Genomic DNA, 22,170 nt, shown 5'->3' with positions numbered 1-22,170 from the left:
TTAATTTATTATTGTATTTATTTTATATTTTTGTTTATTCTTCTGGTGCCATAAGTATAAAACATCAGTTTGAGTTACATATGTTAGATAACCCTCTATCCTTAAAAAAACCAACAGGTTATTCCTGTTTTAATGCGTTGCCTATGAAAAACGTATTATTTTTCTGTACGTTATTTTCATTCATTTTTTTTGCAAATTCAGTTTATGCCGGGTCTTTAGGCAAAACAAAAGGGATTCATTCATCGGCCAACACAGATAGTGAAATAATTGAAAATGCAGCACCATTCGCCAATCCCATTACTGTAACTGCAACAGGTGGTACATTAAATGCTACCTACGCAACTTTGTTGGATGCGATTAATGCCATTATGGCTGGCACGCATACTGGCACTGTTACCTGTACTGTAACGGATGGTTGGGCTGAAACTGCACCAGCAGGGGGGTACACAATTTTTGGACTTTTCTATGCAACTTTAAATATTAAAAAATCGGGTGCTGGCGCAAACCCTACTTTTACTGCCAGTGCAGGTCAAACGGCAGGCAGTTTAACTGATGCAGTTTTTAAATTGGTTGGTGCTTCAAATGTAACTATTGATGGTTTTACCATTAAGGAAAATGCAGCAAATACAACCCTTACCGGTTCAAATAATATGACTGAATTTGGTATTGCCCTGCTTGAATCGGATTTGTTGACATTTGGGTTGGCAGGTTCACAAAATAATACCATAAAGAATTGTACAATTTCGCTTAATCGTAATTATTTAAATAGTTATGGTATTTATAGTAATGTAGTGCATACCAGTGCCAGTATATCTACTTCAGTTATTTATTTGTTTCCAGGTGCGGGTAATGCCAACAGTAATAATAAAATTTATAGCAATAATATCAGCAATGTAAATACGGCGATTGTATTTGTTGGTTCAAGTACCAGTTCCACCTATCAGGATATTGGCAACGATATTGGAGGCAGTTCTGCTGCAACAGCCAATACGATTACCAATTGGGGTAACGATACAAAAAGTTCAATTCCCTTAAATGTAACAGGTACGGTGGCAGCTATATATGCCAATCATCAGCAGGGTATCAATATTTCTTATAATACTATTACAAGTGCCAGTTTAAGTACATCGGCGGCTACCAGGGCTATTTATCAAAATTATAGCACAATATCACCCTCCTCTGGTAGTTTTACCAATACCATTAGTAATAATACACTTACTGTTACTACCAGCGTCAGTCCTACATTTGAAGTAATCAGAACGGAGCAATTGTCCTCCATCAGTGGTGTTACTTTTAATATTACCAATAATACCATTACCGGTTGCAGTACCGCCGGTAATTTTACGGGTATTGTTAATACTTCAGCCCCGGGTACGCTTAATATGAATAGTAATACTATTAAAAATATTACTATGAGCGGCGCTACTTCAGCTTTCACAGGTTTTTCCAATTCAGGTAACTGCGCTACAGCTATTAATATCAATAGCAATAATATTGGTGTTGCGGGTGCAGGTGGCAATATTAGTTTTAGTGTTGCCAGTACTGGTGCATTTACCGGTTTTAGTAATACAGGTGGTGGTGCTGCGGCGGCATTATCCATTCAAACTAACAATATTAACCGCTTGTCTGATATTACCGCTGCTTCCTCATCACATACCTATATTTTAAACAGTGCTTCTACCTTATCTCAAAATATCAGTAGTAATGCTTTTAATCTTTTAGATGTAAATACCACCGGCAATATCATTTTCATATCGAATAATGGTGTTACCCTTACTTCATCTGGTACACAAACCGTTAGTAATAATAGTATTGGTACTTCATACAGAAAAAGAGGGGCTGGAGGGTCTATAACTTTATATATCAGCGCCTCCGGTACATCTGCTATTGGTAGTACAATTACACATTCGGGTAATAACTTCAGTAATATTACGCTGGCAAGTGGTACATCGCAAATGCTGGGCTGGAGTAGCACAGATGCATCAGGTACAGCAGGCCCTACCAGAACCATTACCAACAATACTTTTAGTAACTGGATTAATTGTAATACCACTGATGTATTGATTGTTAGTAAAAGCACGGCTGCTACCGTAACCGGAAATACCATCAGCAGTATTTCTGCTTCCGGAAATATTACCGCTTTTTCCTGTAGCAATGGTGCAGTTGATTTTTCCAGCAATAATATCAATACCCTGGTAACTACCGGTACCAATATTACTGCAGTAAATGTGGGCCAGCTAACTGGTTTTACGAGTGCCAAAAATAAAATATACGATTTACAGGCAACCAATGCGGCAGGTACAGTATATGGCTATGCTATTGGTAATATTACCAACAGTATCACCTTGTCCAATAATTATATTGGTAATTTACTTGCTCCTTCTTCGGCTAATGAAGCTATCCGTGCATTTAATATCAGTGCCAGTAATGGCGGTGCAACGGTTAATCTATATAGTAACACGGTGTATTTAAATGCCAGCTCAAGCGGCGCCAATTTTGGCAGCAGTGGGGTATATCATACAACCAATGCTTCTGCTAATAACGGTGCATTAAATATGCGTAACAATATTATTGTAAACACATCTACCGCTACAGGTACCGGTGTTACAGCAGCATATAGACGCAGTAGTACCGATCTTACCAATTACAATGCAAACAGCAATAATAACCTATTGTATGCAGGTGCTGCCAGTGCTACCAATTTGTTGTTTTATGATGGAACCAACGCCGATCAAACCATCGATACTTACCTGGAAAGAGTATATCCAAGGGATAATGCCACTATTACCGAAGCTCCAAATTTTTTAAGTGCCAATGGTGCAAATGCCAATTTTCTGCATATTAGCACTTTAATACCTACACAAATAGAAAGTGGTGGTGCCAATATCAGCGGCGTAACTACTGATTATGACGGTGATACAAGAAATGCTAGTACGCCTGATATTGGTGCAGATGAATTTGCCGGTTTGGGGGTGCCTTTTGCAACCATTGCAGGTGGTAGCAGTACCGAACCGCTTACCATCTCATCGCTGATAACCACCCAGGCCGGGGCTGTATTGAATTTTGATATTCAGGTTACAGATGATGGTTACAGGGTTGGCGGGGGTGATGATGTGCTGCCCACACAATTCTCTAAACTTAGTTTTTTACAGGGAACAGGAAATGATATTGCTGACTGGACACAGGCCATTGCGGGAGCAGAACTTTCCGATGGTATTAATACACCGGTTACCGCCACAATAAAAACCACCAGCATTGTTTTCTCAGGCATTTCCACCACAAGTGGCAGTTTGGGTTATATTGCTGATGAAGCCAATAAAACCTATATCCTGAAAATATGGTTGAAAACCTCACTGGGTGGTACTTTACCTGCTACAATTGATGGATTGAATTTTGCGTTTAAGGTAGACCGTACCAATTTTGTAACACCATCTTTTGGGGTATCTACACAGTTTAGAACTGGGGCAGGTGTAACTGAATCCGGCCCAAACAATAATGCAGTAGATGTGGCTGCCACTAACTTGTTTTTTGTAACCCAACCTTCCAATACGCAGGCTACAGTGGTAATGTCTCCTGCCGTAACAGTGCAGGCAGCTGATGTAAATGGTAACCGGGATTTAAATAATACTGCATTAATTACTTTATCGCTGGATGGCTCCAGTTGTAATGGTATTCAAAATAATACAGCTACCGCTGTGGCCGGTTTGGCTACCTTCTCCAATATTACCTTATCGGTTTTTGAAAGCAATGTTACACTAACTGCCACTGCATCGCCTTTAACCGCTGCAACAAGTAATTTGTTTGATATTTTGAGCACTGCTTCAAATACAACCATTACGCTGGCAAAATGGAATTTTGATGACCAAAATGCAACCGTAGACGTTAATACAGTCGCTAATGCGAGTAAAGTAATAAGTACTGTTGGTGGTACAAGTGCGATTGGATATACGCTTGCTGGCGCTACTGGTTTTTCTGCCTCGGCCACTTCCTGGGGTTCTGGAAATGGTGTAAAATACTGGCAAATTGACATTTCAACTCTCAATTATAATACATTAAAAATTTATTCAAAGCAAAGATCTACATCTTCTAATGGTCCACGCGATTTTAGACTTGAATACAAAGTAGGTTCAGGTGGAACCTGGACAGCAGTAACCGGCGGTACTATTACAGTTGCTGATAATTTTACATCTGGTGTTTTGTCAAATCTTGCTTTACCAGTGGCTTGTGAGAATCAATCACAAGTTTTTTTACGTTGGATAATGACATCCAATACCTCTGTTAGCGGTGGATCTATTACTAGTGGTGGTTCAAGCAGAATTGATGATATTATTGTAACTGGTTTAAGCAGCAGTTTAATTGCCGGACTATATTATAAAACCAATGGCAGCGGTAAATTTGAGAGCGGTTGCACCTGGTTATCTTCCGTAGATAATAGTTCTTTCCAACAGGCTTCTGCCGCACCGGATAATACGGCTGCCAGTATTACTATTTTAAACGGTCATACTGTAACTATAAATAATCCAGTTAGTCTGGATGAGTTAACCATTAATTTAGGAGGCACTCTTGTTTTGGCCAATACCACGCTTACTTTAAATGATGGTACAGGTACTGATTTGGTGGTAAATGGTACTTTTAAAGATAGTGCCGCTTCTGGTAAAGGCGTTACATTTAGTACTTCAACCTGGAGTTTGGGTAGTAATGGCACATTTATAAAATGCCGCAATTCTTCTTCAACAGGGTATAGGGATAATTACGAAACGGGCATGGCCAATATACCCTCCACTTCTAATTGGATTATACGTTATAGCGGTGCTGGGGATGTTAGTTTTACCACAGTAGGCGGAACTGTTTACCCCAATCTTACCGTAGAAAGCAGCAATGGCGCCTGGTCGCCAGGTGCTACCAGTCGATTTACGGGCAGTACCGGGTTTGCTACTGTAAAGGGCAATTTTGATATTGGTGGTACTGGTACTGGAACGGTTACCATTACCAACGATAATACCAATGCTACCCCCATGCAAATTGTAGGTAACCTGATCGTACGCAGCGGCAATACTTTGAATAATAGTGCCACAGTAGGTACGGCAGGTACTGGTTTTGAAGTAAAGGGCAATGTGCAGGTTGATGGCACTTTTAACCTGAATGGTGGCGGAACAGATAGTTTAATTCTTAGCCGTAATGGGGTGCAGGATATTTCAGGTACAGGTACTATTAATTTAAATAACCTGCACATTAAAAACTCAGGCGCCGGTGTTACCTTAAGCCGTAATCTGGCTGTAGATAAAGTACTTAAGCTGGAATCCGGCATATTGAGTATACAATCTAATACCCTTGGCATTAATGGTACATTAACTACGGTTTCTGGTTCGCTGGCAAGTACTTCTTCTTCAAATATTACCATTGGGGGTACTGGTACCAGTACTGGTATTGGTACGCTGGTGTTTAACAGTTATCCGGCTACCTTAAATAATCTTACGCTCAACAGAACCATGAGTGCAGGCATAAAAACACATTCCGTTTTACTCGGTGGTAACCTTACTACCAATAGCCTTACTTTTAATAACGGTATTCTGGCTATTGGTAATAATCTATTGTCAACTACCAGTACCAATGGCACAGCTGCAGCTGTAAACGTTTGGGCTGCAGGTACGGATAGTACCTCTCTGCGACAAAGCTTTGTGGCGTTATGCGATGGCAGTGGCAACCCTATTACTACTACAGATGGCTCAACAGGCTTTAGGGTAAACAATTTAGGCTCCACCGAAGTGTTTTTACCTGTGGGTTACAATTTTGTAACCAGCCCCAACCGTATTAGTTTAAAGAATAATGGCACAGCCGATAACTATACCATCACTATGTTTAAAGGTGATATTGGCGGTACGCCATTACCGCGTGTAAACCTTATCTGGCATGTGGTAGAAGGTACCGCAGGCGGCAGTCAGGTAAGTATGAAATTATTCTTCTTAAAAAGATTGGGTATCTATCAAACTGCACAAGATGAAGTAGAAGATGGTTTTGTGTGGACTGACGCCCGTTTATTACACCGTATTGTAAGCTTATCCAATGGCGGTTTTGCCAATACTTCAGGCGGGGGAACCAATGGTGCCAATGATATATTCAACTTTACCGGTAGCGCCAATAATACCGAAGTTTTTGCAGCCTATACTTTTGGCAACAGTGGCGATAATACTACCAATCAAACTGCCAATGGTATTACCGATTTTAGCGGACTGGCCAATTTCTCGGTTGCAAATAGTGGTACCATTATTTTACCCGTAAATTTTGTACAGGTAAAAGCCTGGCAACTAGGTACACAGGTAAAAATAGAATGGAAGGTTGGCACTGAAATTAATACCGATCATTACGAAGTAGAAAGGGCTGGCAATGGTATCAATTTCAACACTATTGCAAATGTAAAAGCCAATGGCAGCAGTACTTATCAGTCAACTGATGCGTTGCCATTAGCGGCTGCCAACTATTACCGCATAAAAGCCGTTGATAAAGATGGTCATATTATTCAAAGCCAGATAGTGCTTGTAAAAACTGGCAATTTGCCGTCAGGCATTGCGGTATATCCAAATCCGGTAAAACAGCGCATTGCCATGGTACAGTTTACCAATATGCCGGCAGCTACATACACTCTGGTAGTGTATGGCGTAAATGGGACCAGGTTATTGCAAACACAAATAGCACATACAGGTGGTGCCGCAGCTTATCCGCTGGTATTGCCTGCCACATGGGCCAATGGTATTTACCAATTGCATGTGGTGGGTAATAATTATCATAACACCCAAAAAATAGTAGTAGAATAAGCTGGCAAAAATGCAGTTATTGGCCGGGCAAAAGCAATGCTATTAGGCATTCTTGCGTCGCACACTTGTACGGCAGTAATTCAGCCGGGCAAATAGAATAGTATCTAAGAAAATCTTCAGATAGATATTGGCTGTTTACAGCTGCATTTAGCGTTAGAGCACAAGTGTGCGACGCAAGTAAAGATGCCATTGCCATTTTTAGCCGGGCTAATAATAATTACAATGAATAATGGTAGATAATTCCAAAAGCAGCAGGTATTTTAGCGCAACCTGTCTACACTTTTAATTAATTTTTGGTCGGCATAAATACCACGTGCAGCCAGTAATAACAATAGGGGGCAAGCAAAAACCACTACGGAAGTTAAGGCAAATGCGCCACTGGTATAATTTTCCAAAGCCAGAAAATAAAATACAATTTCTACGATGCTTACACCCAGATTGGCGAGGGTAAGTTTAAGCTGTAATGGTCTGTTTTTGTATAAAAAAATATTTACCAGCGATAAAGTGCCACTGATGACTGTAAGAATAAGAATAAACATTTCGGTTTGGCCGGTGAAAAAAACAGGCGGTACGGTAGCCACATAAAAATTGGTTTGCAACGAAATAAAGGCAAAAGCAGCTGCCAGCAATAACCACACTGTTTGAATTCTTTGTAACATATATACGGTTTTCTGTTGGTAAATATCGGTAAAAATAAACTAGAACTAACAGTTTTGGCAAGGGCTTAATGAAATCTTTTTCAGCAAATTCTATTAAGGCCAATTGCTGCACCATTTATTGTTTTGTATTGCCAGCCCAAAAAATGGGCTGCAGGCTGGCGCCATTTTTTTTGTAACATTGCAGATTAATATGTTGCAGATGGTGCAAAAATCTTTTAGTATTTATAATAGTGATTTAACAGATTGCACACTGTTTATAGAAACAGGTAATGATTATATTGCCTGCTGGTGCAATAATGCTGCTGGCAGTATGGAAGCATTTGAGTTATTTGATTTTGATGCTGTTACCGCTGCAACAGATTTTAATGAACTATATAAAAATGTAAAGCTTTATTCCCGCTTATTAACCAGTGGTTTTAGCAAGGTACATTGTATTTGGGGGCATGCGCAATGTACTTTTATACCTGAAACGGTTTATACCAGGTCTTCTTTGGCCGAGTATGGCTACCTGTTGTTTGGTGTACAGCAACCACATACTTTATTGGTGGAGAAAATAAAAGATATGGTGGTATTGTCTACCATTCCTCAAATTGCCAGAATGGAATATGATGAGCATTTTGAAGTGGATTCTCATAGCCATGCTTATATGGGTATATTAACAAGACTGGGCATTACCGGTACAGGAATTCAGGTGTTTTTTTATAAAAGCAATGTGTTGGTACTGGCTGTTAAGAATAGCCAGCTTTTATTAATGCAACAGTTTGCCTATCAAACCCCGGATGATGTGTTGTATAATATTTTAAATGTTTGTGCAACGCAAAATCTGCCATTGGAAACTACACAGATTACTGCTGCGGGTTTTATAACAACCGATTCTTCCATGTACGAAAAATTGTATGCTTACCTGCCTAAATTATCGATAGCTGTGGTGCCGGAAAATCGTTTTTCCTCAGCAGAATTTTTAGCGTATCCATTGCATTATTTTGCATCATTTTGTTAAGCTGAATCATGAGAATTATATCAGGGAAATATGGGGGGCGGCGAATTAGTCCGCCGGCAAAAATGCCTTATACCAGGCCAACAACCGATATTGCAAAAGAGGGCCTTTTTAATATTCTGCAAAGCCGATTTGTTTTTGAGGATGCCAAAACATTGGATTTGTTTGGGGGCACCGGTTGTATAAGTTATGAAGTGGCATCCCGGGGAGCGGCAGATTTAACCATTGTTGAAAAGGATACTGTAATGCATGGGTTTATAAAAAAGAATATAGACATGCTGGGTGTGGAAAACTGTAAAGTATTAAAGATGGATGTATTTGGTTATCTGCTTTCCTGCACCGAACAATTTGATTTTATTTTTGCCGGACCACCTTATGCCTTAAATACGATTGATGATTTGCCAGCCATTATTGTATCTAAAAAATTAATTGCCGAAGATGGCTTTTTTGTATTGGAGCACACTCCAAGAAATAATTATGAGAAAGCTCCCGGTTTTAGCTTTATGCGTAATTATGGTACTACTGTTTTTTCTTTTTTTACTGCTGAATAATTTGAAATAAATAACGATGACATCAATTCCGATTTTTATTACTGGCACGGGTACCGATGTGGGTAAAACACTGGCATCGGCGATTATTACCGAGGCATTGGAAGCTGATTACTGGAAGCCTGTTCAGGCTGGTTTTGATAATGGTACGGATGCCTTTAAGGTGAAATCTTTAATAAGCAATAGCAAGTCTGTTATACATGGGGAAGCATATGAACTGATATTACCCGCATCGCCGCATATAGCTGCCCGTGAGGAAGATACCAAGATAAATCTGGATGTGATTACCAATAAGTTTAAGGAATTTAAATCGGATAATCCATTCATTGTAATAGAGGGCGCAGGAGGTATAATGGTACCACTAAATGAGAAGGAGTTTATTATAGATTTAATACAACAACTACATGCTAAAGTGGTGTTGGTGAGCCGCAATTACCTGGGTAGTATTAATCACTCCCTTTTAACAGCAGCCTTGTGTAAGCAACGACAATTACCGGTGGTAGGTTGGTTGTTTAACGATCATTATATGAATTACGAAAAGGAGATTGTGGATTGGTCGGGCTATCCTGAAATTGGTTGCATACCATTTATGGAAGAAATAACAAGGGCTTTTGTACGGGAAGAAGCACTTAAATTAAAACCCAGATTGCTGGAGTTGTTATGATTAAAAAAGATGTCAGGAAATTATATAAAGAGAAACGCAATAGCCTAAGCGACAAAGAAAAGCTGAAACTGGATGATTTATTACTTATTCAGTTTCAGCAGTTTTATTTTGATGAAACCCGGCATTTACTTACTTATTGGCCAATGGCACATATGCAGGAACCCAATACCCACCTGTTTTCCGGTTATATGCGACATATGGTACCGGGATTAGAAATTTGTTATCCCCTAACAGATTTTGGCAGGGGTACAATGGAAGCCATTGCCGTAAATGAGGATACTGTATATACAACTTCGTCACTTCATATTACCGAGCCAAAAGAAGGCATACCAGTTGCACCTTATCTGATTGATGTTGTTTTTGTGCCTTTGCTCGCGGTGGATATACAAGGTTATCGTGTTGGTTATGGCAAAGGTTTTTATGATAAATATCTGGCTAATTGCCGTTCAGATATTATCAAAATTGGGTTTAGCTATTTTGACCCGATTGAAATAATTGAAGACAAAGATGCATTTGATGTACCTTTAAATTATTGTGTAACTCCACAGCAACTGTATGAATTTTAATAGTTTCTTTCTTAAATCTTTCAGGGTATTGTTATTGCCGTTTGCCTTATTGTATGGTGCTGTAATCATTATTCGTAACTGGTTATATAATCAGGAAAAATTTCGTTCCGCCAATTTTAGTTTTCCGCTTATATGTGTGGGTAATTTAGTGGTGGGCGGTACCGGTAAATCGCCCATGGTAGAATACCTGGTAGAATTATTACAACCGCATTTTAATATTGCCACACTTAGCCGAGGCTATAAACGTAAAACCAAGGGCTATGCATTGGCTAAAGAAAATACCACAGCCATTGAAATAGGCGATGAACCTATGCAATTTCACCTTAAATATCCGGATTTACCTGTGGCTGTAGGAGAGGAGCGGATAGTGGCAATACCACAATTATTACATGACCGACCACAAACACAGGCTATTATTCTGGATGATGCATTTCAACATAGGGAGATTGCGGCGGGGTTTAATATTTTACTTACGCAATATGGCGATTTGTATACCAGTGATTTTTTTATGCCTACCGGGGATTTGCGTGACCAGCGCTCCTCGGCAAAAAGAGCACAGATGATTGTGGTTACCAAATGTCCGCCAGATCTTTCTGTGGAAGAAAAAAATAAAATACGGAAGGAGTTGCACCCACACCAGTTTCAGGAAGTGTTTTTTACAGCTATTGAATATGGAAAGCCTTATCATATCATCACAAAGGAACTGAAAGCCATTACCCAGGAAGAGGAAGTGTTGCTGGTATGCGGTATTGCAAACCCCAGGCCATTAAAACAGTATTTATCTGAGCAGGCAGCTACTTATTACCAGATTGATTATAGTGACCATCATATTTTCCGTATTGATGATTTAAAGGAAATAAAAAAGCGTTTCACTGCCATTACTGCCACGCAAAAAATGATTGTTACCACAGAAAAAGATGCGGTGCGTTTAATAAAGTTTAGTGAAGAACTGGCTGAAATGCCCATTTATGCATTGCCCATACAACACCGGTTTTTATTTGATGAGGCACATTTGTTTAATAAAGGGGTAATAGATTTTATCAGCGATTTTAAAGGCCCACAAGTAATTGTTCAATCGCCGTTTAACGAAGAACAATCTGCTTAAAACTGCGGGGTAGCAGTGCTTATATAATGGCGCTTTGTTTTGCTGCCATCAAATACTGCAGTACAAGAGTGCGACGCAAGTAAAGCCCAATGATGCGTAAAATGACGGGCCAAAAAAAGCATTTTCACTTGTTTTGAGTGAACTGTTTAATTTTAAAAATTGTAGAAAAACACCCAATAAAAAATAGAAAAGATGAGTAAGAGTAAGGGTAAAAGCAAACCAAAACACAAACATAAATCTGCCGAACTTGTACAGAAAGGTACATTGGATATTACCCGCAGCGGCATGGGTTATGTAGTAATAACAGGCGGTACCGGTGATGTATTGGTACGCCCAGGCGATTTTAATAATGCGCTTCATGGCGATACCGTGCGGGTAAAAATTGTAAAGGAAAACCTGAGTACAGGCAAAAAAGAAGGCCGCATAACCGAAGTAATTTCCCGCCGGCAAACAGAGTTTGTTGGTACGCTACAAATAAGCACCAATTTTGCTTTTTTTGTTCCGGACACAGATAAACCCATGCCCGATTTATTTATTCCCCTGGAAAATTTAAAGGGCGCCAAACATAAGGACAAAGTAATTGTGCGGCTGGTAAAATGGGATAAGGGGGATAAGAAACCCGTAGGCGAAGTGGTAGGGGTAATGAAGGCCGAAGATGTGAATGATATGGCTATGAAAGAATTACTTACCGAAAGTGGGTTTCCCCTTTCGTTTAGTGATGATGTGCTGGAAGAAAGTGCCCGCCTGCCAGATACCATCAGTCCGGTAGAAATTGCATCGAGAAAAGACTTCAGGGATATACTCACTTTTACCATTGACCCTGTTGATGCCAAAGATTTTGATGACGCCATTTCAATACGTTTACTAAAAAATGGGTTATACGAAATTGGGGTACACATAGCAGATGTAAGTCATTATGTAGAGCCCGATACCAAATTGGATGAGGAAGCTTATAAGCGGGCCACCTCAGTGTATTTGCCAGATAGGGTAAACCCCATGTTGCCGGAGCATATTTCGAATGTACTATGTTCGCTTAGGCCTCATGAAGACAAGCTGACTTTCTCGGCAGTGTTTCAAATGGATGTAAAGGGTAAGGTAAAGCAATACTGGCTGGGTAAAACCATTATTCACAGTAAGCACCGTTATACTTACGAAGATGTGCAAAGTATTATAGAAGGCAGTGAAGGCCCCTACAGTGACGAGATTTTACTGCTAAACCGTATAGCCCAAACCCTGCGCAAGCAAAGGTTTGACAAGGGTGCTATCAATTTTTCCTCTCAGGAAGTAAGGTTTACACTTGATGAAAAAGGCAAACCTACAGGCATTGTGGTAAAAGAAAGCAAAGAGGCTCACCAGCTGATTGAAGAGTTTATGTTATTGGCCAACAGAACTGTGGCCGAAAATGTATCAAAGGTAAAACAGAATAAAAGCCCGGTGCCTTTCCCGTATAGGGTGCACGACACACCGGATGAGAAAAAGCTGGATCCATTTATCATTTTTGCCAAAAAATATGGCCATGTATTTGATACCAGCTCCCCCGAGAATATTGCCAGCAGCTTTAATACCATGCTGGCCGATGTAAAAGGTAAACCCGAGCAGCATGTGCTGGAACAATTGGGTATACGCACCATGGCAAAAGCTGCTTATACCACAGAAAATATTGGCCACTACGGACTTGGTTTTGAGCATTATTGCCATTTTACTTCACCCATTCGCCGTTATCCTGATGTACAGGTGCACCGCATATTGCAGTCATGCCTGATGGATAAACCGCTGGTTGACAAAAAGCTGGAAGAGAAATGTAAACATACCAGCGAAAGGGAACGAGCCGCCATGGAATGTGAACGTGCCGGCAATAAATACAAGCAGGTGGAATTTATGAAAAATTACCTGGGCGAAGTATTTGAGGGCGTCATCAGCGGTGTATCGAATTTTGGTTTTTGGGTAGAAACCGTTGCGCATAAATGCGAAGGTTTGGTTAGCATTACCAGCCTAAGCGATTTTGATGATTTTAGATCTGTTGAAGGCGAATATTGTTTAACGGGCCGCCGCAGTGGCCGCACTTTTCGCATGGGTGATAAAGTATTTATACGTGTTGTAGCTGCCAACCTGGATAAACGACAGTTAGATTACGAATGGGTGTTACAGTCTGCTAAAACCGAGGAGGATGAAAAGCCCAAACGTGGCAGGATGAAAAAGAAATAAACGCATAGTGTTTTTGTTTTTTAGCCAAACAACAACAATTGGTGCAGCTTAACTTGCGTCGCACACTTGTGCGGCAACAATACTATTCGGCAAAAAAGCAATATAGTAGTTTCGTTTATGTAAATTTATGGTAGCTGTCTCCTTGCATTAAATAATCATTGCTGATATATGATAAAGAAATACCCCGCTATTATTTGCCTCATGGTAATTATCCTGTTTACACAGACAGGTTTATATGCCCAAACAAAAAAGGATTCCTTATTTGCAGGTGTTGAACGTATTGATCCTGCTTTCGATGCCATGATAACAAATAAATTTTCTTTTGAAGTTGCCGGCGAAGGTTTCGACTGGTGTGAGGGCCCGGTTTGGGTAGCCGATAAAGAAATGCTTTTATTTAGTGATATACCCAAAAACACCGTGTATAAATGGACGCCCAAAAAAGGTATTGAGGTATATCTAAAACCATCAGGCTATACCAGCACCAAACCACGCGGTGGTGAAATGGGGTCGAATGGATTGCTGTTAAATAAAAAGGGCCAATTGATACTGGCACAGGATGGCGACAGGAGGGTAGCCCTGATGAATGCGCCCATACAGGCCCCAAAACCCAATTTTATTACACTGGCCAATAATTATAAAGGCAAAAGATTCGATAGCCCAAATGATATGGCTTTGCGCAGCAACGGCGATATTTATTTTACTGATCCTCCTTATGGACTTGAATTTTATATTGATGATACAGCTAAAGATGCGCCTTATCAGGGTGTATATAAACTGGCGGTTGATGGCACAGTAACCTTATTAACAGATACCATTAACCGGCCCAACGGAATTGGTATTTTACCGGGCGATACTACCATCCTTATCTCCAATTCAGAATCAGAAAAAGCAATATGGTATGCTTACGATTTGGATAAGAATGGTTTATTTACCAACCCCCATATTTTTTATGATGCCTCTGCCATTGCCATGGAAAAAGGTGGCGGACCAGATGGTTTTAAAGTAGATTCAAAAGGCAATGTATACAGCAGTGGCCCCGAAGGCATTTGGATATTTGATAAAACCGGTAAAGTGCTGGGTAAAATAAAAATAAATGGCCGGGTATCCAATTGTGCATTGGCCTATAATGAAACCGTATTATTTGTTACAGCAGATGATTACCTGCTAAAAATAAGGCTGCGCTAAAACTTGTATAACAGTTTTTATAAGAATTTCTTTAACTCATTTTCTATTAAACTACAGGGTACAAACATGGGTTTGCTGGTAATGTTTATGTCAAAATGCGTGTTGTTTATACTATAATTGCCTTCGATTTTACCAGCCATGGTAGATAGGGTAAATGAACCTGAATCATCATTACCTGCAAAGCTGCCGCCGGCATTTTCAATGGCTGTTTTGGCTTTATTTACCATTATGCTTGCCGGTTGCGACAGTGTAAAAGAAAAATTACAATCAGACATATAAATTGTTTTTAAAGTTGAATAGTATTGTTGCCGTACAAGAGTGCGACGCAAGTACAGCTGCATCATCTTGTTTTGCCTGGTTCAACAAAAAAAATTAATCTTCCTGGGTAAGTTGAATACCAGCTTTGGCAAAAGCTATTTTTTGTTGTTTATATAAAGTGCCAATAGTCATTTTAAACACTTTTTTGCTCATGCCAAAGAAAGTATAAATTTCTTCAGGATCACTTTTATCGTGAAAAGGCAGATAGCCATTGTGCTCTTTTAGCAGGCGGATGATTTTATCAGTTTCTTCTTCCACCCGCTGGTAGCCGGGTTTGCCTGGCATTACATCAATTTTATTATCGGGTCGGATGGTTTTAATATATCCGGTTAATTTATCGCCGGGTTTAAGGTCTTTAAACACTGCGCTAAAATGAATAAGTCCAATATGTTTGTTGTTGATTATTACCACATAACCTAAATCGCTGCGGCGTTGAACAACAAGGTCTACCAGTTCCATTTCCTTAACGGTAAGCACTTCATTGCTAAACTGGGCATTAATTTTTTCGGTTGCAGCCACACGGCCGGTTTGCTTATCAATATAAATGCGTACCAGGTATTGGCCGCCAATATGCATGCCCGTTAGTTGCTGCGATTTTGGTACAAAAATATCTTTCATCAAACCCCAGTCAAGAAAAGCGCCTTGTGGGGTAACATCCACACATTTTAATTGCACCACATCATCTACAATGCCATATGGTTCCTGTGTGGTGGCAATAATGCGGTTGTCTGAATCGTGGTATAAAAAAACTTTTATGGCATCACCCACAGCAAGGTTGGCAGGCATAAAACGTTTGGGTAATAAAATGCCTTCGGCACCATCATCAAGATAAGCACCAAAATCTACAAAGCGTAAAACGGTAAGGGTATTGTATACGCCAATATTAATTAAGTTCTCTGTCATAAGGCGCAAAGGTAATGCAATGCGTTTAGCTTAAGCAGTTTGCTCGGTTGGATGAATTACAATTATTTGCCGGGCCATAAAAGTCTATTTAGCATGGTTGTGTCACTCACTTGTACTGCAACGCATTATGCAGCTTTTAAATGCCTCAAATAAAACAAAAGGGATGAATAGGTAAGCCCTAAAATAGTTTGTATTTTGTGTTAGCTAAATAATTAATATGAGAAAGCTTTGTATCCTGTTATTGTTGGTACCCTTGTTTATACAAGCGCAATCTGGTACCAGTATCGAAGAGAAGGCCAAAAGAATGACAGCTTATAAGGGCTTTTTTAATTTTTATTGGGATGATAGTACGGGTAAAATATGGCTACAGATAGATAAACTGGATTCGGAAATTTTATACCAAACCTCATTGCCAGCCGGTCTCGGCTCTAATGATGTAGGACTGGATCGAGGTATTATGGGCACTACTTATATTGTTACATTTAGCAAAGTTGGCAATAAAATATTGATGAAGGAACCCAATTTTGCCTACCGAGCCGTTAGTGGCGATGCAGCTGAAAAAAGGGCCGTAGAACAATCATTTGCACAATCAGTAATCTGGGGTTTTACTATTGCCGCTTCATCCAATGGTGCTTATCTGGTTGATGCTACCGATTTTTTATGCCGGGATGCATTGCAAATCACCAGTAAATTACAGGCCGCAAAACAAGGCAACTATTTTCTGGATGCTTCCAGAACTGCGATGTACCTGCCACGCACGAAAAATTTTCCATTAAATACAGAGTTTGAATCTACTGTTACTTTTCAAATAAAAGATGGCAGGCCAGGCGCTTTTGTAAATGCCGTAACCCCTGTGCCCGAAGCTATTACATTACGCATACACCATTCTTTTGTGCAGTTACCTGATAATAATTATATACCCCGTTTATACGATGCCCGTTCGCCTTTTATTACCAATAGCTATTTTGACTATAGTACACCGGTAGCATCACCTATTCAAAAGAATTTTATTATTCGTCACCGGCTACAGAAAAAAGATCCGCTGGCGGCAAGAAGTGAAGCCATTAAACCCATTGTTTATTATTTGGATAATGGTACACCGGAACCTATCCGCAGCGCATTAATGGAAGGCGCCAGTTGGTGGAATCAGGCTTTTGAAGCGGCTGGGTTTATCAATGCTTTTCAGGTAAAAATATTGCCTGATAGTGCCGACCCAATGGATTTAAGGTATAATATGATTAATTGGGTGCACCGCTCCACGCGTGGTTGGTCGTTTGGAGATGCAGTGGTTGATCCAAGAACTGGGGAGATTATTAAAGGCAATGTATCCCTGGGATCATTAAGGGTTAGACAGGATTATTTAATTGCTCAGGGTTTACTGGCGCCATTTGATACTGATAGTTTACCAAAAGATGATGCTATGCTTCAAATGGCCTTAGCCCGTTTAAAACAATTGGCTGCACATGAAGTGGGGCATACTTTAGGGCTAATGCATAACTATATTGCCAGTGCCGAAGGCATGGCCAGTGTGATGGATTATCCCCACCCCATGGTGAAATTGACAGGAGATAATAAGATTACCTTGGCAGATGCATATGATAACAAAATAGGAGCGTGGGATAAGGTGAGTATTCGGTACGGCTATGCTGAATTTGTTGCCGGTACGGATGAGGCCACTGCATTAAATAAGATATTGGTGGATGCTGCCAATAGCGGACTTAGTTTTATTTCTGATCGTGATGCACGGGATGCAGGCGGGTTACACCCGAATGCACATTTATGGGATAATGGCACAGACCCGGTTACCGGCTTAAAGGATGTAATGAAAATAAGAGCAGTTGCCATGAATAATTTTGGATTAAATAATATCCAAAAAGGCACTCCCCTTGCTATGCTGGAAGATGTGCTGGTGCCAGTGTATTTAATGCATCGCTACCAGGTTGAAGCGGCTACCAAGGTGGTTGGCGGAATGTATTATACTTATGCGATTAAGGGTGATGGACAAATGGTGACTAAAACAGTGACCAAAGAGCAACAGCAACAGGCACTTAATGCTATTATTGAATGTATTGATCCAGCATTTTTATCAATACCTGAGTCGGTTACCAAATTAATTCCACCAAGGCCTGCAGGTTATGATTATACCCGTGAGCTGTTTAACCGCAGGACCGGTCTGGCATTTGACCCTCTGGCAGCTGCTGAAACAGCGGCGGATTTACCCTTATCTTTTTTATTTAATACCAGTCGGTTAAACAGAATGGTGCAGCAAAAAGAAACGGGATCCGGTTTGGGCGCTGATGAAATGATAAAAACCTTAATTGCCAAAACCTGGAAGGCCCCAAGGTTAAAGGGAATGGCAGGAATGATACAAAAGCAAAATGAGCAAATCTTACTTACCTATTTATTGGCTACCAGTATTAATAATGATGCTTCATTTGCTACAAAGGCAGCTATGCAATTTGCTATTGAAAATATCAATGAATATGCAAAAGCCCAGCTAAAAACAAATACAGATGTGGTATATAAAGGATACTTGCAATTAACCATGGAAAGAATTAAAGCACCAGAAGATGCCAAACCAACGACGCATGAAGCCCCACCTCCGGGTTCGCCAATTGGTTGTTTTGATGGTGATTATTAAGCATTGCATTTATTCTGCTGCCATGAAAGAGGAACCTTGAACCGAGCGTGGCAAGTAAAGCTGCTTTTTGTAATTAGTTGATAACAAAACATGGTATATATAATTTGTTATTGATATTGCTGATTTTAAGCCGCTATTTGCCCTAAAAAAGCTATTTTCAAAAAAAAGTATTTATGAAAACAATAACTGCGCTTTGCTTTATTTTAATTTTCTTATTTGCCTGTAATACTACTACTAACGAAGTAAAAGTGGTAGATACTAATACTTATATTGTACCTGAAGACAGTGCGATAGCCGAAGCTGTAAAAGATGCCTACAGAGCCATTTCGTTTGAGCATGATTCGGTACCTTCAAAACCATCTATTGCTGCAAGGTTTATACCTCAGGCTACTTTAATAAATTTTAGAAGTGATACCATGCAAACAACTGGTATTGATGATTTTATTGATTTTTACGAGGGCTTTGTGAAGAGCAGCCAAATACACTTATTTTACGAGGAAGAGCTATATGGTAAAACGGAGCGTTTTGGCAATATTGCCCATCGTATTAGTACATATATTACCTATATAAATACCAAAGACTCTGCCAGCGAAAGAGGTGTAAACAGCTTTCAATTAATAAAAACACCTGCGGGATGGAAAGTGAGTTCTATTATTTGGGACGTGGAAAAACCAGATTTGCGCATCCCTGATTATTACCTGCCAGCTAAATAATTATTTACCTCTTTTGCGAACAATTGCTGCACCGGTAGTATAATTTAGGCTGTTAATTATATTGGCCGGGTGCAACCTGTTTAAACCAGATATCAGCCATTTTAACTGAGGCTGAATAATGGTACCTGTAAGTGTGATATTGCCGTTTTTAACAGTGGCATGAACCCCTTTAAATCGTTTCAACACACTGTCAACCGCTATTTGGAGGGTACTGTCAGTTAATGCGGCAGTTGACGGGGCAATTGGTATAACGGTTATGGTTGCGCTATCAATTACTGCTTTTACCCCTTCAATGCCAGCAATAATATTATTGCCATCCAGTCTGGCAGTTTCATCTGCATAGTTACCTTTTAGTAAAACGCTTCCGTCATTTACTGAAGCGCTAATATCTGCCAATGATTGATTGGATTGTATGGCAGCATTTACACTTTGTTGTATGGTGCTATCGCTTATGCCACATGAAATGAACATACAACTAATTACTAAATAGGAGCTTAATAATCGTAATGCTTTCATTGTACAATATTTCAATAATAATGGTTATCCTATTTGCTTTTCCAAAGTCATTATTTGCTCAAATAAAGCTTCGTATTGATTGTTAGCCTGATCTATCTTTTGTTTGATGGCTTTATGATCAGCTTCAATTTGCGCAAATTTATTACGGTCGGCATAGTTGGCCGGGTTAGCCAATTCTGCTTCTATACTGCTTTTGGTTTTGTTTTGTTGCTCTATCTGTTCTTCCAGTTTACTAAACTGTCTTTGCAGTTTTTCCAATTCCTTTTTTTGTTCTCTGGTGGCATTGGTAACCTGCTGTTGAGGTTTAACAACTGCTACAGGTTTTTCTTTTTCTTTCTCTTCTTTTGCCTGTTGACTGGCTTGTGCTTTTTCTTCTTTTTCCCTGCGTTCTTTCCATTCTACCCATTCTTCGTAGCCGCCCTTAAACACTTTAATTTCATGGTCAACAATTTCCCAAATGGTATTTGCCGTTTTGGAGATAAAAAAGCGGTCGTGGCTTACTAATACGGAAGTGCCTTCATATTTATTCAAAGCCTCTGCCAAAAGCTCAACACTATGCATATCCAGGTGATTGGTAGGTTCATCCAGCATTAAAAAATTGCCTTTACCGGTAATTACTTTTGCCAGGGCCACCCTTGCTTTTTCACCCCCACTTAATATGCGTATTTTCTTATCAACATCATCACCCGAGAACAAAAAACAACCCATTAAAGAACGCAACTCCATTTCGGTTTTGCCACTGCCGCATTCTTTCATTTCATCCAAAATAGTATTGTTTATATTCAGGGCTTCTAACTGGTGCTGGGCATAAAAGCTTTCATCCACATTATGCCCCCAAATTCTTTCACCTTCAAATGGTTCGCTACCAACAATCATTCTAAGCAGCGTAGACTTCCCTTTACCGTTAGCACCAATCAGGGCAATTTTATCACCACGGTTTATCTCTGCCTCTGCATTTTCCAAAATGGTATTGCTGCCAAATTTCTTGGTAGCATCTTTAATGGTGGCAATAATTTTTCCGGGTTGTTTATCTACCTTAAAACTAATACGCAGGTTGGGACGCTCTATTTCTACCTGTTCAATTCGGTCGATCTTATCCAGCCTTTTCATGGCGCTTTGGGCGGCTGCCGCTTTACTTGCTTTGGCTTTAAAGCGTTCTATAAAACGCTCCTGCTGTCTTATATAATCCTGCTGGTTTTCAAATGCCCTTTGCTGCATTTCAACCCGCAACTCTTTTTCTGTGGCGTAATAATCATAGTTTCCACTGTAAATGTGGAGCTCCTGTTGGTACACTTCCACTATTTTATTTACCATCCGGTTTAAGAAATATTTATCATGGCTCACAATCACTACGCTACCCTTGTAATGCAATAAATATTTCTCCAGCCATTCAATAGACGGAAGATCCAGGTGATTCGTAGGTTCATCCAATAATAAAACATCTGGTTGCTGCAATATCATTTTGGCCAGCAATACACGCATACGCCATCCACCACTAAATTCTTTATAAGGTCTGGTAAGATCAGCATTTAAAAAGCCAAGGCCCTGTAATACTTCCTCGGTTTTATGGTGAATATTATATCCACCCAATACTTCCAGTTCGTGTAACTTATCGCTATAGGCGTGCAATAAGGCTTCTTCTTCTCCTTCACCGGTAAAACTGGGGTGCTCCATTTGCTTACCCAGTTCCTCAATTTCTTTTTCCAATTGTTTTACCTGTTCAAAAGCACCCATGGCTACTTCCAATATAGAATCGTTGGTATCAAAACTCAACAAATCCTGATGCAAATAGCCAATGGTGGTTTCCCTGCTTTTATCAACGGTACCTGCAGAGGGCTGGTATTCGCCCACCAATAATTTTAAAATGGTTGATTTTCCAGTTCCATTATAACCTATTAAACCTACCCTGTCGCCAGGTAAAATATGCCAGGTAGCATTTTCTATAATTACCCTTGCCCCAAATTCAAACGTTACATTATTTAGTCCTATTAACATCTTTTTATTTTATTGCTGCGCAAAACTAATAGAAACATTAAAAGTATCAGCATTCAATTTCAAGGTTCAAAAGGTTTTAAGGGTTTATTTATTAAGCCGGCTGCAAATCTTTGGTCATCGCTCCTTGTTTTGTATTTGCTGCTTCGCCACTCAAATACCTCACTTGTGCGTTCTGTTTTCATTGCAACAATTCACTTATAAAATTGGGCTAAATGATGAGCATAATCATCCATAGGGCAATATCACAATCAAATGATTCATTAAAAAAATAAAAAAAGCTCCATATTACATTGAATATGAAGCTACTTTAAGTAGGTCCGATTTAGAAATTTAAAAAACTAAC

15 protein-coding genes are annotated in these 22,170 nt (G+C 39.8%); 10 read left to right on the top strand and 5 right to left on the bottom strand.

Translation table 11 applies throughout. The features are described from left to right. The first annotated feature begins 143 nt into the window (after positions 1 to 143). The gene (locus GD597_RS03210; RefSeq protein ID WP_171606369.1) at positions 144 to 6,812 is read left to right on the top strand and encodes a T9SS type A sorting domain-containing protein; all 6,669 of its coding nucleotides are present in this window, start codon (positions 144 to 146) and stop codon (positions 6,810 to 6,812) included. A gap of 260 nt (positions 6,813 to 7,072) precedes the next feature. Here GD597_RS03210 and GD597_RS03205 read toward each other — a convergent pair whose 3' ends face one another. Next, on the bottom strand, positions 7,073 to 7,471 hold the full coding sequence (locus GD597_RS03205; protein ID WP_171606368.1) for a DUF4293 family protein: 399 nt from the start codon (positions 7,469 to 7,471) through the stop codon (positions 7,073 to 7,075). Positions 7,472 to 7,670: 199 nt separating this feature from the next. On the opposite strand from GD597_RS03205, the gene GD597_RS03200 reads away from it, so the two are divergent. The 7 genes from GD597_RS03200 to GD597_RS03170 all read left to right on the top strand — a co-directional run bounded on the left by GD597_RS03200 (position 7,671) and on the right by GD597_RS03170 (position 14,741). Further along, positions 7,671 to 8,471, top strand: coding sequence for a DUF3822 family protein (locus tag GD597_RS03200; protein ID WP_171606367.1), 801 nt, complete (start codon positions 7,671 to 7,673; stop codon positions 8,469 to 8,471). Positions 8,472 to 8,479: 8 nt separating this feature from the next. Next, positions 8,480 to 9,019 (top strand): RsmD family RNA methyltransferase, encoded by a 540-nt coding sequence (locus GD597_RS03195; RefSeq protein WP_171606366.1) that lies wholly within the window; start codon positions 8,480 to 8,482, stop codon positions 9,017 to 9,019. A 16-nt stretch (positions 9,020 to 9,035) separates the two neighbouring features. Continuing rightward, entirely contained in the window at positions 9,036 to 9,680 is a 645-nt protein-coding gene (bioD, locus tag GD597_RS03190) for a dethiobiotin synthase (protein ID WP_171606365.1), read from the top strand. Then, positions 9,677 to 10,246 (top strand): 5-formyltetrahydrofolate cyclo-ligase, encoded by a 570-nt coding sequence (locus tag GD597_RS03185; RefSeq protein WP_171606364.1) that lies wholly within the window; start codon positions 9,677 to 9,679, stop codon positions 10,244 to 10,246. Before bioD ends, GD597_RS03185 begins: the two co-directional genes overlap by 4 nt. Then, positions 10,236 to 11,351, top strand: coding sequence for a tetraacyldisaccharide 4'-kinase (lpxK, locus tag GD597_RS03180; protein WP_171606363.1), 1,116 nt, complete (start codon positions 10,236 to 10,238; stop codon positions 11,349 to 11,351). The genes GD597_RS03185 and lpxK overlap by 11 nt, the downstream gene beginning before the upstream one ends. A 192-nt stretch (positions 11,352 to 11,543) precedes the next feature. Next, positions 11,544 to 13,556, top strand: coding sequence for a ribonuclease R (gene rnr, locus GD597_RS03175; RefSeq protein ID WP_171606362.1), 2,013 nt, complete (start codon positions 11,544 to 11,546; stop codon positions 13,554 to 13,556). 168 nt (positions 13,557 to 13,724) lie between these two features. Further along, on the top strand, positions 13,725 to 14,741 hold the full coding sequence (locus GD597_RS03170) for an SMP-30/gluconolactonase/LRE family protein (protein ID WP_171606361.1): 1,017 nt from the start codon (positions 13,725 to 13,727) through the stop codon (positions 14,739 to 14,741). 17 nt (positions 14,742 to 14,758) lie between these two features. Here GD597_RS03170 and GD597_RS03165 read toward each other — a convergent pair whose 3' ends face one another. Beyond that, positions 14,759 to 15,016: a hypothetical protein gene (locus GD597_RS03165; protein ID WP_171606360.1), complete on the bottom strand. Its 258-nt coding sequence runs from the start codon at positions 15,014 to 15,016 to the stop codon at positions 14,759 to 14,761. A gap of 97 nt (positions 15,017 to 15,113) precedes the next feature. Continuing rightward, entirely contained in the window at positions 15,114 to 15,962 is an 849-nt protein-coding gene (locus GD597_RS03160; RefSeq protein ID WP_171606359.1) for a CvfB family protein, read from the bottom strand. A gap of 217 nt (positions 15,963 to 16,179) precedes the next feature. Here GD597_RS03160 and GD597_RS03155 point away from each other — a divergent pair, with 217 nt between their 5' ends. Beyond that, entirely contained in the window at positions 16,180 to 18,603 is a 2,424-nt protein-coding gene (locus GD597_RS03155) for a zinc-dependent metalloprotease (protein ID WP_171606358.1), read from the top strand. 173 nt (positions 18,604 to 18,776) lie between these two features. Further along, positions 18,777 to 19,316, top strand: coding sequence for a hypothetical protein (locus GD597_RS03150; protein WP_171606357.1), 540 nt, complete (start codon positions 18,777 to 18,779; stop codon positions 19,314 to 19,316). On the opposite strand, the gene GD597_RS03145 is transcribed toward GD597_RS03150, so the two are convergent. Then, entirely contained in the window at positions 19,317 to 19,832 is a 516-nt protein-coding gene (locus tag GD597_RS03145) for a BON domain-containing protein (RefSeq protein WP_171606356.1), read from the bottom strand. It lies immediately after the preceding gene. Between the two features lie 24 nt (positions 19,833 to 19,856). Next, positions 19,857 to 21,827, bottom strand: coding sequence for a ribosomal protection-like ABC-F family protein (abc-f, locus tag GD597_RS03140; protein WP_171606355.1), 1,971 nt, complete (start codon positions 21,825 to 21,827; stop codon positions 19,857 to 19,859). Positions 21,828 to 22,170 lie beyond the last annotated feature (343 nt).

Origin of the sequence: Limnovirga soli (genome assembly GCF_013106755.1) — a bacterium.
GTDB classification, from domain to species: Bacteria; Bacteroidota; Bacteroidia; order Chitinophagales; family Chitinophagaceae; genus Limnovirga; species Limnovirga soli.
Note: the sequence above shows the minus strand (reverse complement) of the source record. Positions and strands in the feature narration are given on the sequence as shown.

Coding starts and splice junctions, on each gene's coding strand:
- bioD (WP_171606365.1), top strand. CDS start 9,036: ATGACATCAATTCCGATTTTTATTACTGGCACGGGTACCGATGTGGGT.
- GD597_RS03170 (WP_171606361.1), top strand. CDS start 13,725: ATGATAAAGAAATACCCCGCTATTATTTGCCTCATGGTAATTATCCTG.
- GD597_RS03145 (WP_171606356.1), bottom strand. CDS start 19,832: ATGAAAGCATTACGATTATTAAGCTCCTATTTAGTAATTAGTTGTATG.
- GD597_RS03195 (WP_171606366.1), top strand. CDS start 8,480: ATGAGAATTATATCAGGGAAATATGGGGGGCGGCGAATTAGTCCGCCG.
- GD597_RS03210 (WP_171606369.1), top strand. CDS start 144: ATGAAAAACGTATTATTTTTCTGTACGTTATTTTCATTCATTTTTTTT.
- GD597_RS03165 (WP_171606360.1), bottom strand. CDS start 15,016: ATGTCTGATTGTAATTTTTCTTTTACACTGTCGCAACCGGCAAGCATA.
- GD597_RS03155 (WP_171606358.1), top strand. CDS start 16,180: ATGAGAAAGCTTTGTATCCTGTTATTGTTGGTACCCTTGTTTATACAA.
- GD597_RS03200 (WP_171606367.1), top strand. CDS start 7,671: ATGGTGCAAAAATCTTTTAGTATTTATAATAGTGATTTAACAGATTGC.
- abc-f (WP_171606355.1), bottom strand. CDS start 21,827: ATGTTAATAGGACTAAATAATGTAACGTTTGAATTTGGGGCAAGGGTA.
- GD597_RS03160 (WP_171606359.1), bottom strand. CDS start 15,962: ATGACAGAGAACTTAATTAATATTGGCGTATACAATACCCTTACCGTT.
- GD597_RS03150 (WP_171606357.1), top strand. CDS start 18,777: ATGAAAACAATAACTGCGCTTTGCTTTATTTTAATTTTCTTATTTGCC.
- rnr (WP_171606362.1), top strand. CDS start 11,544: ATGAGTAAGAGTAAGGGTAAAAGCAAACCAAAACACAAACATAAATCT.
- GD597_RS03205 (WP_171606368.1), bottom strand. CDS start 7,471: ATGTTACAAAGAATTCAAACAGTGTGGTTATTGCTGGCAGCTGCTTTT.
- lpxK (WP_171606363.1), top strand. CDS start 10,236: ATGAATTTTAATAGTTTCTTTCTTAAATCTTTCAGGGTATTGTTATTG.
- GD597_RS03185 (WP_171606364.1), top strand. CDS start 9,677: ATGATTAAAAAAGATGTCAGGAAATTATATAAAGAGAAACGCAATAGC.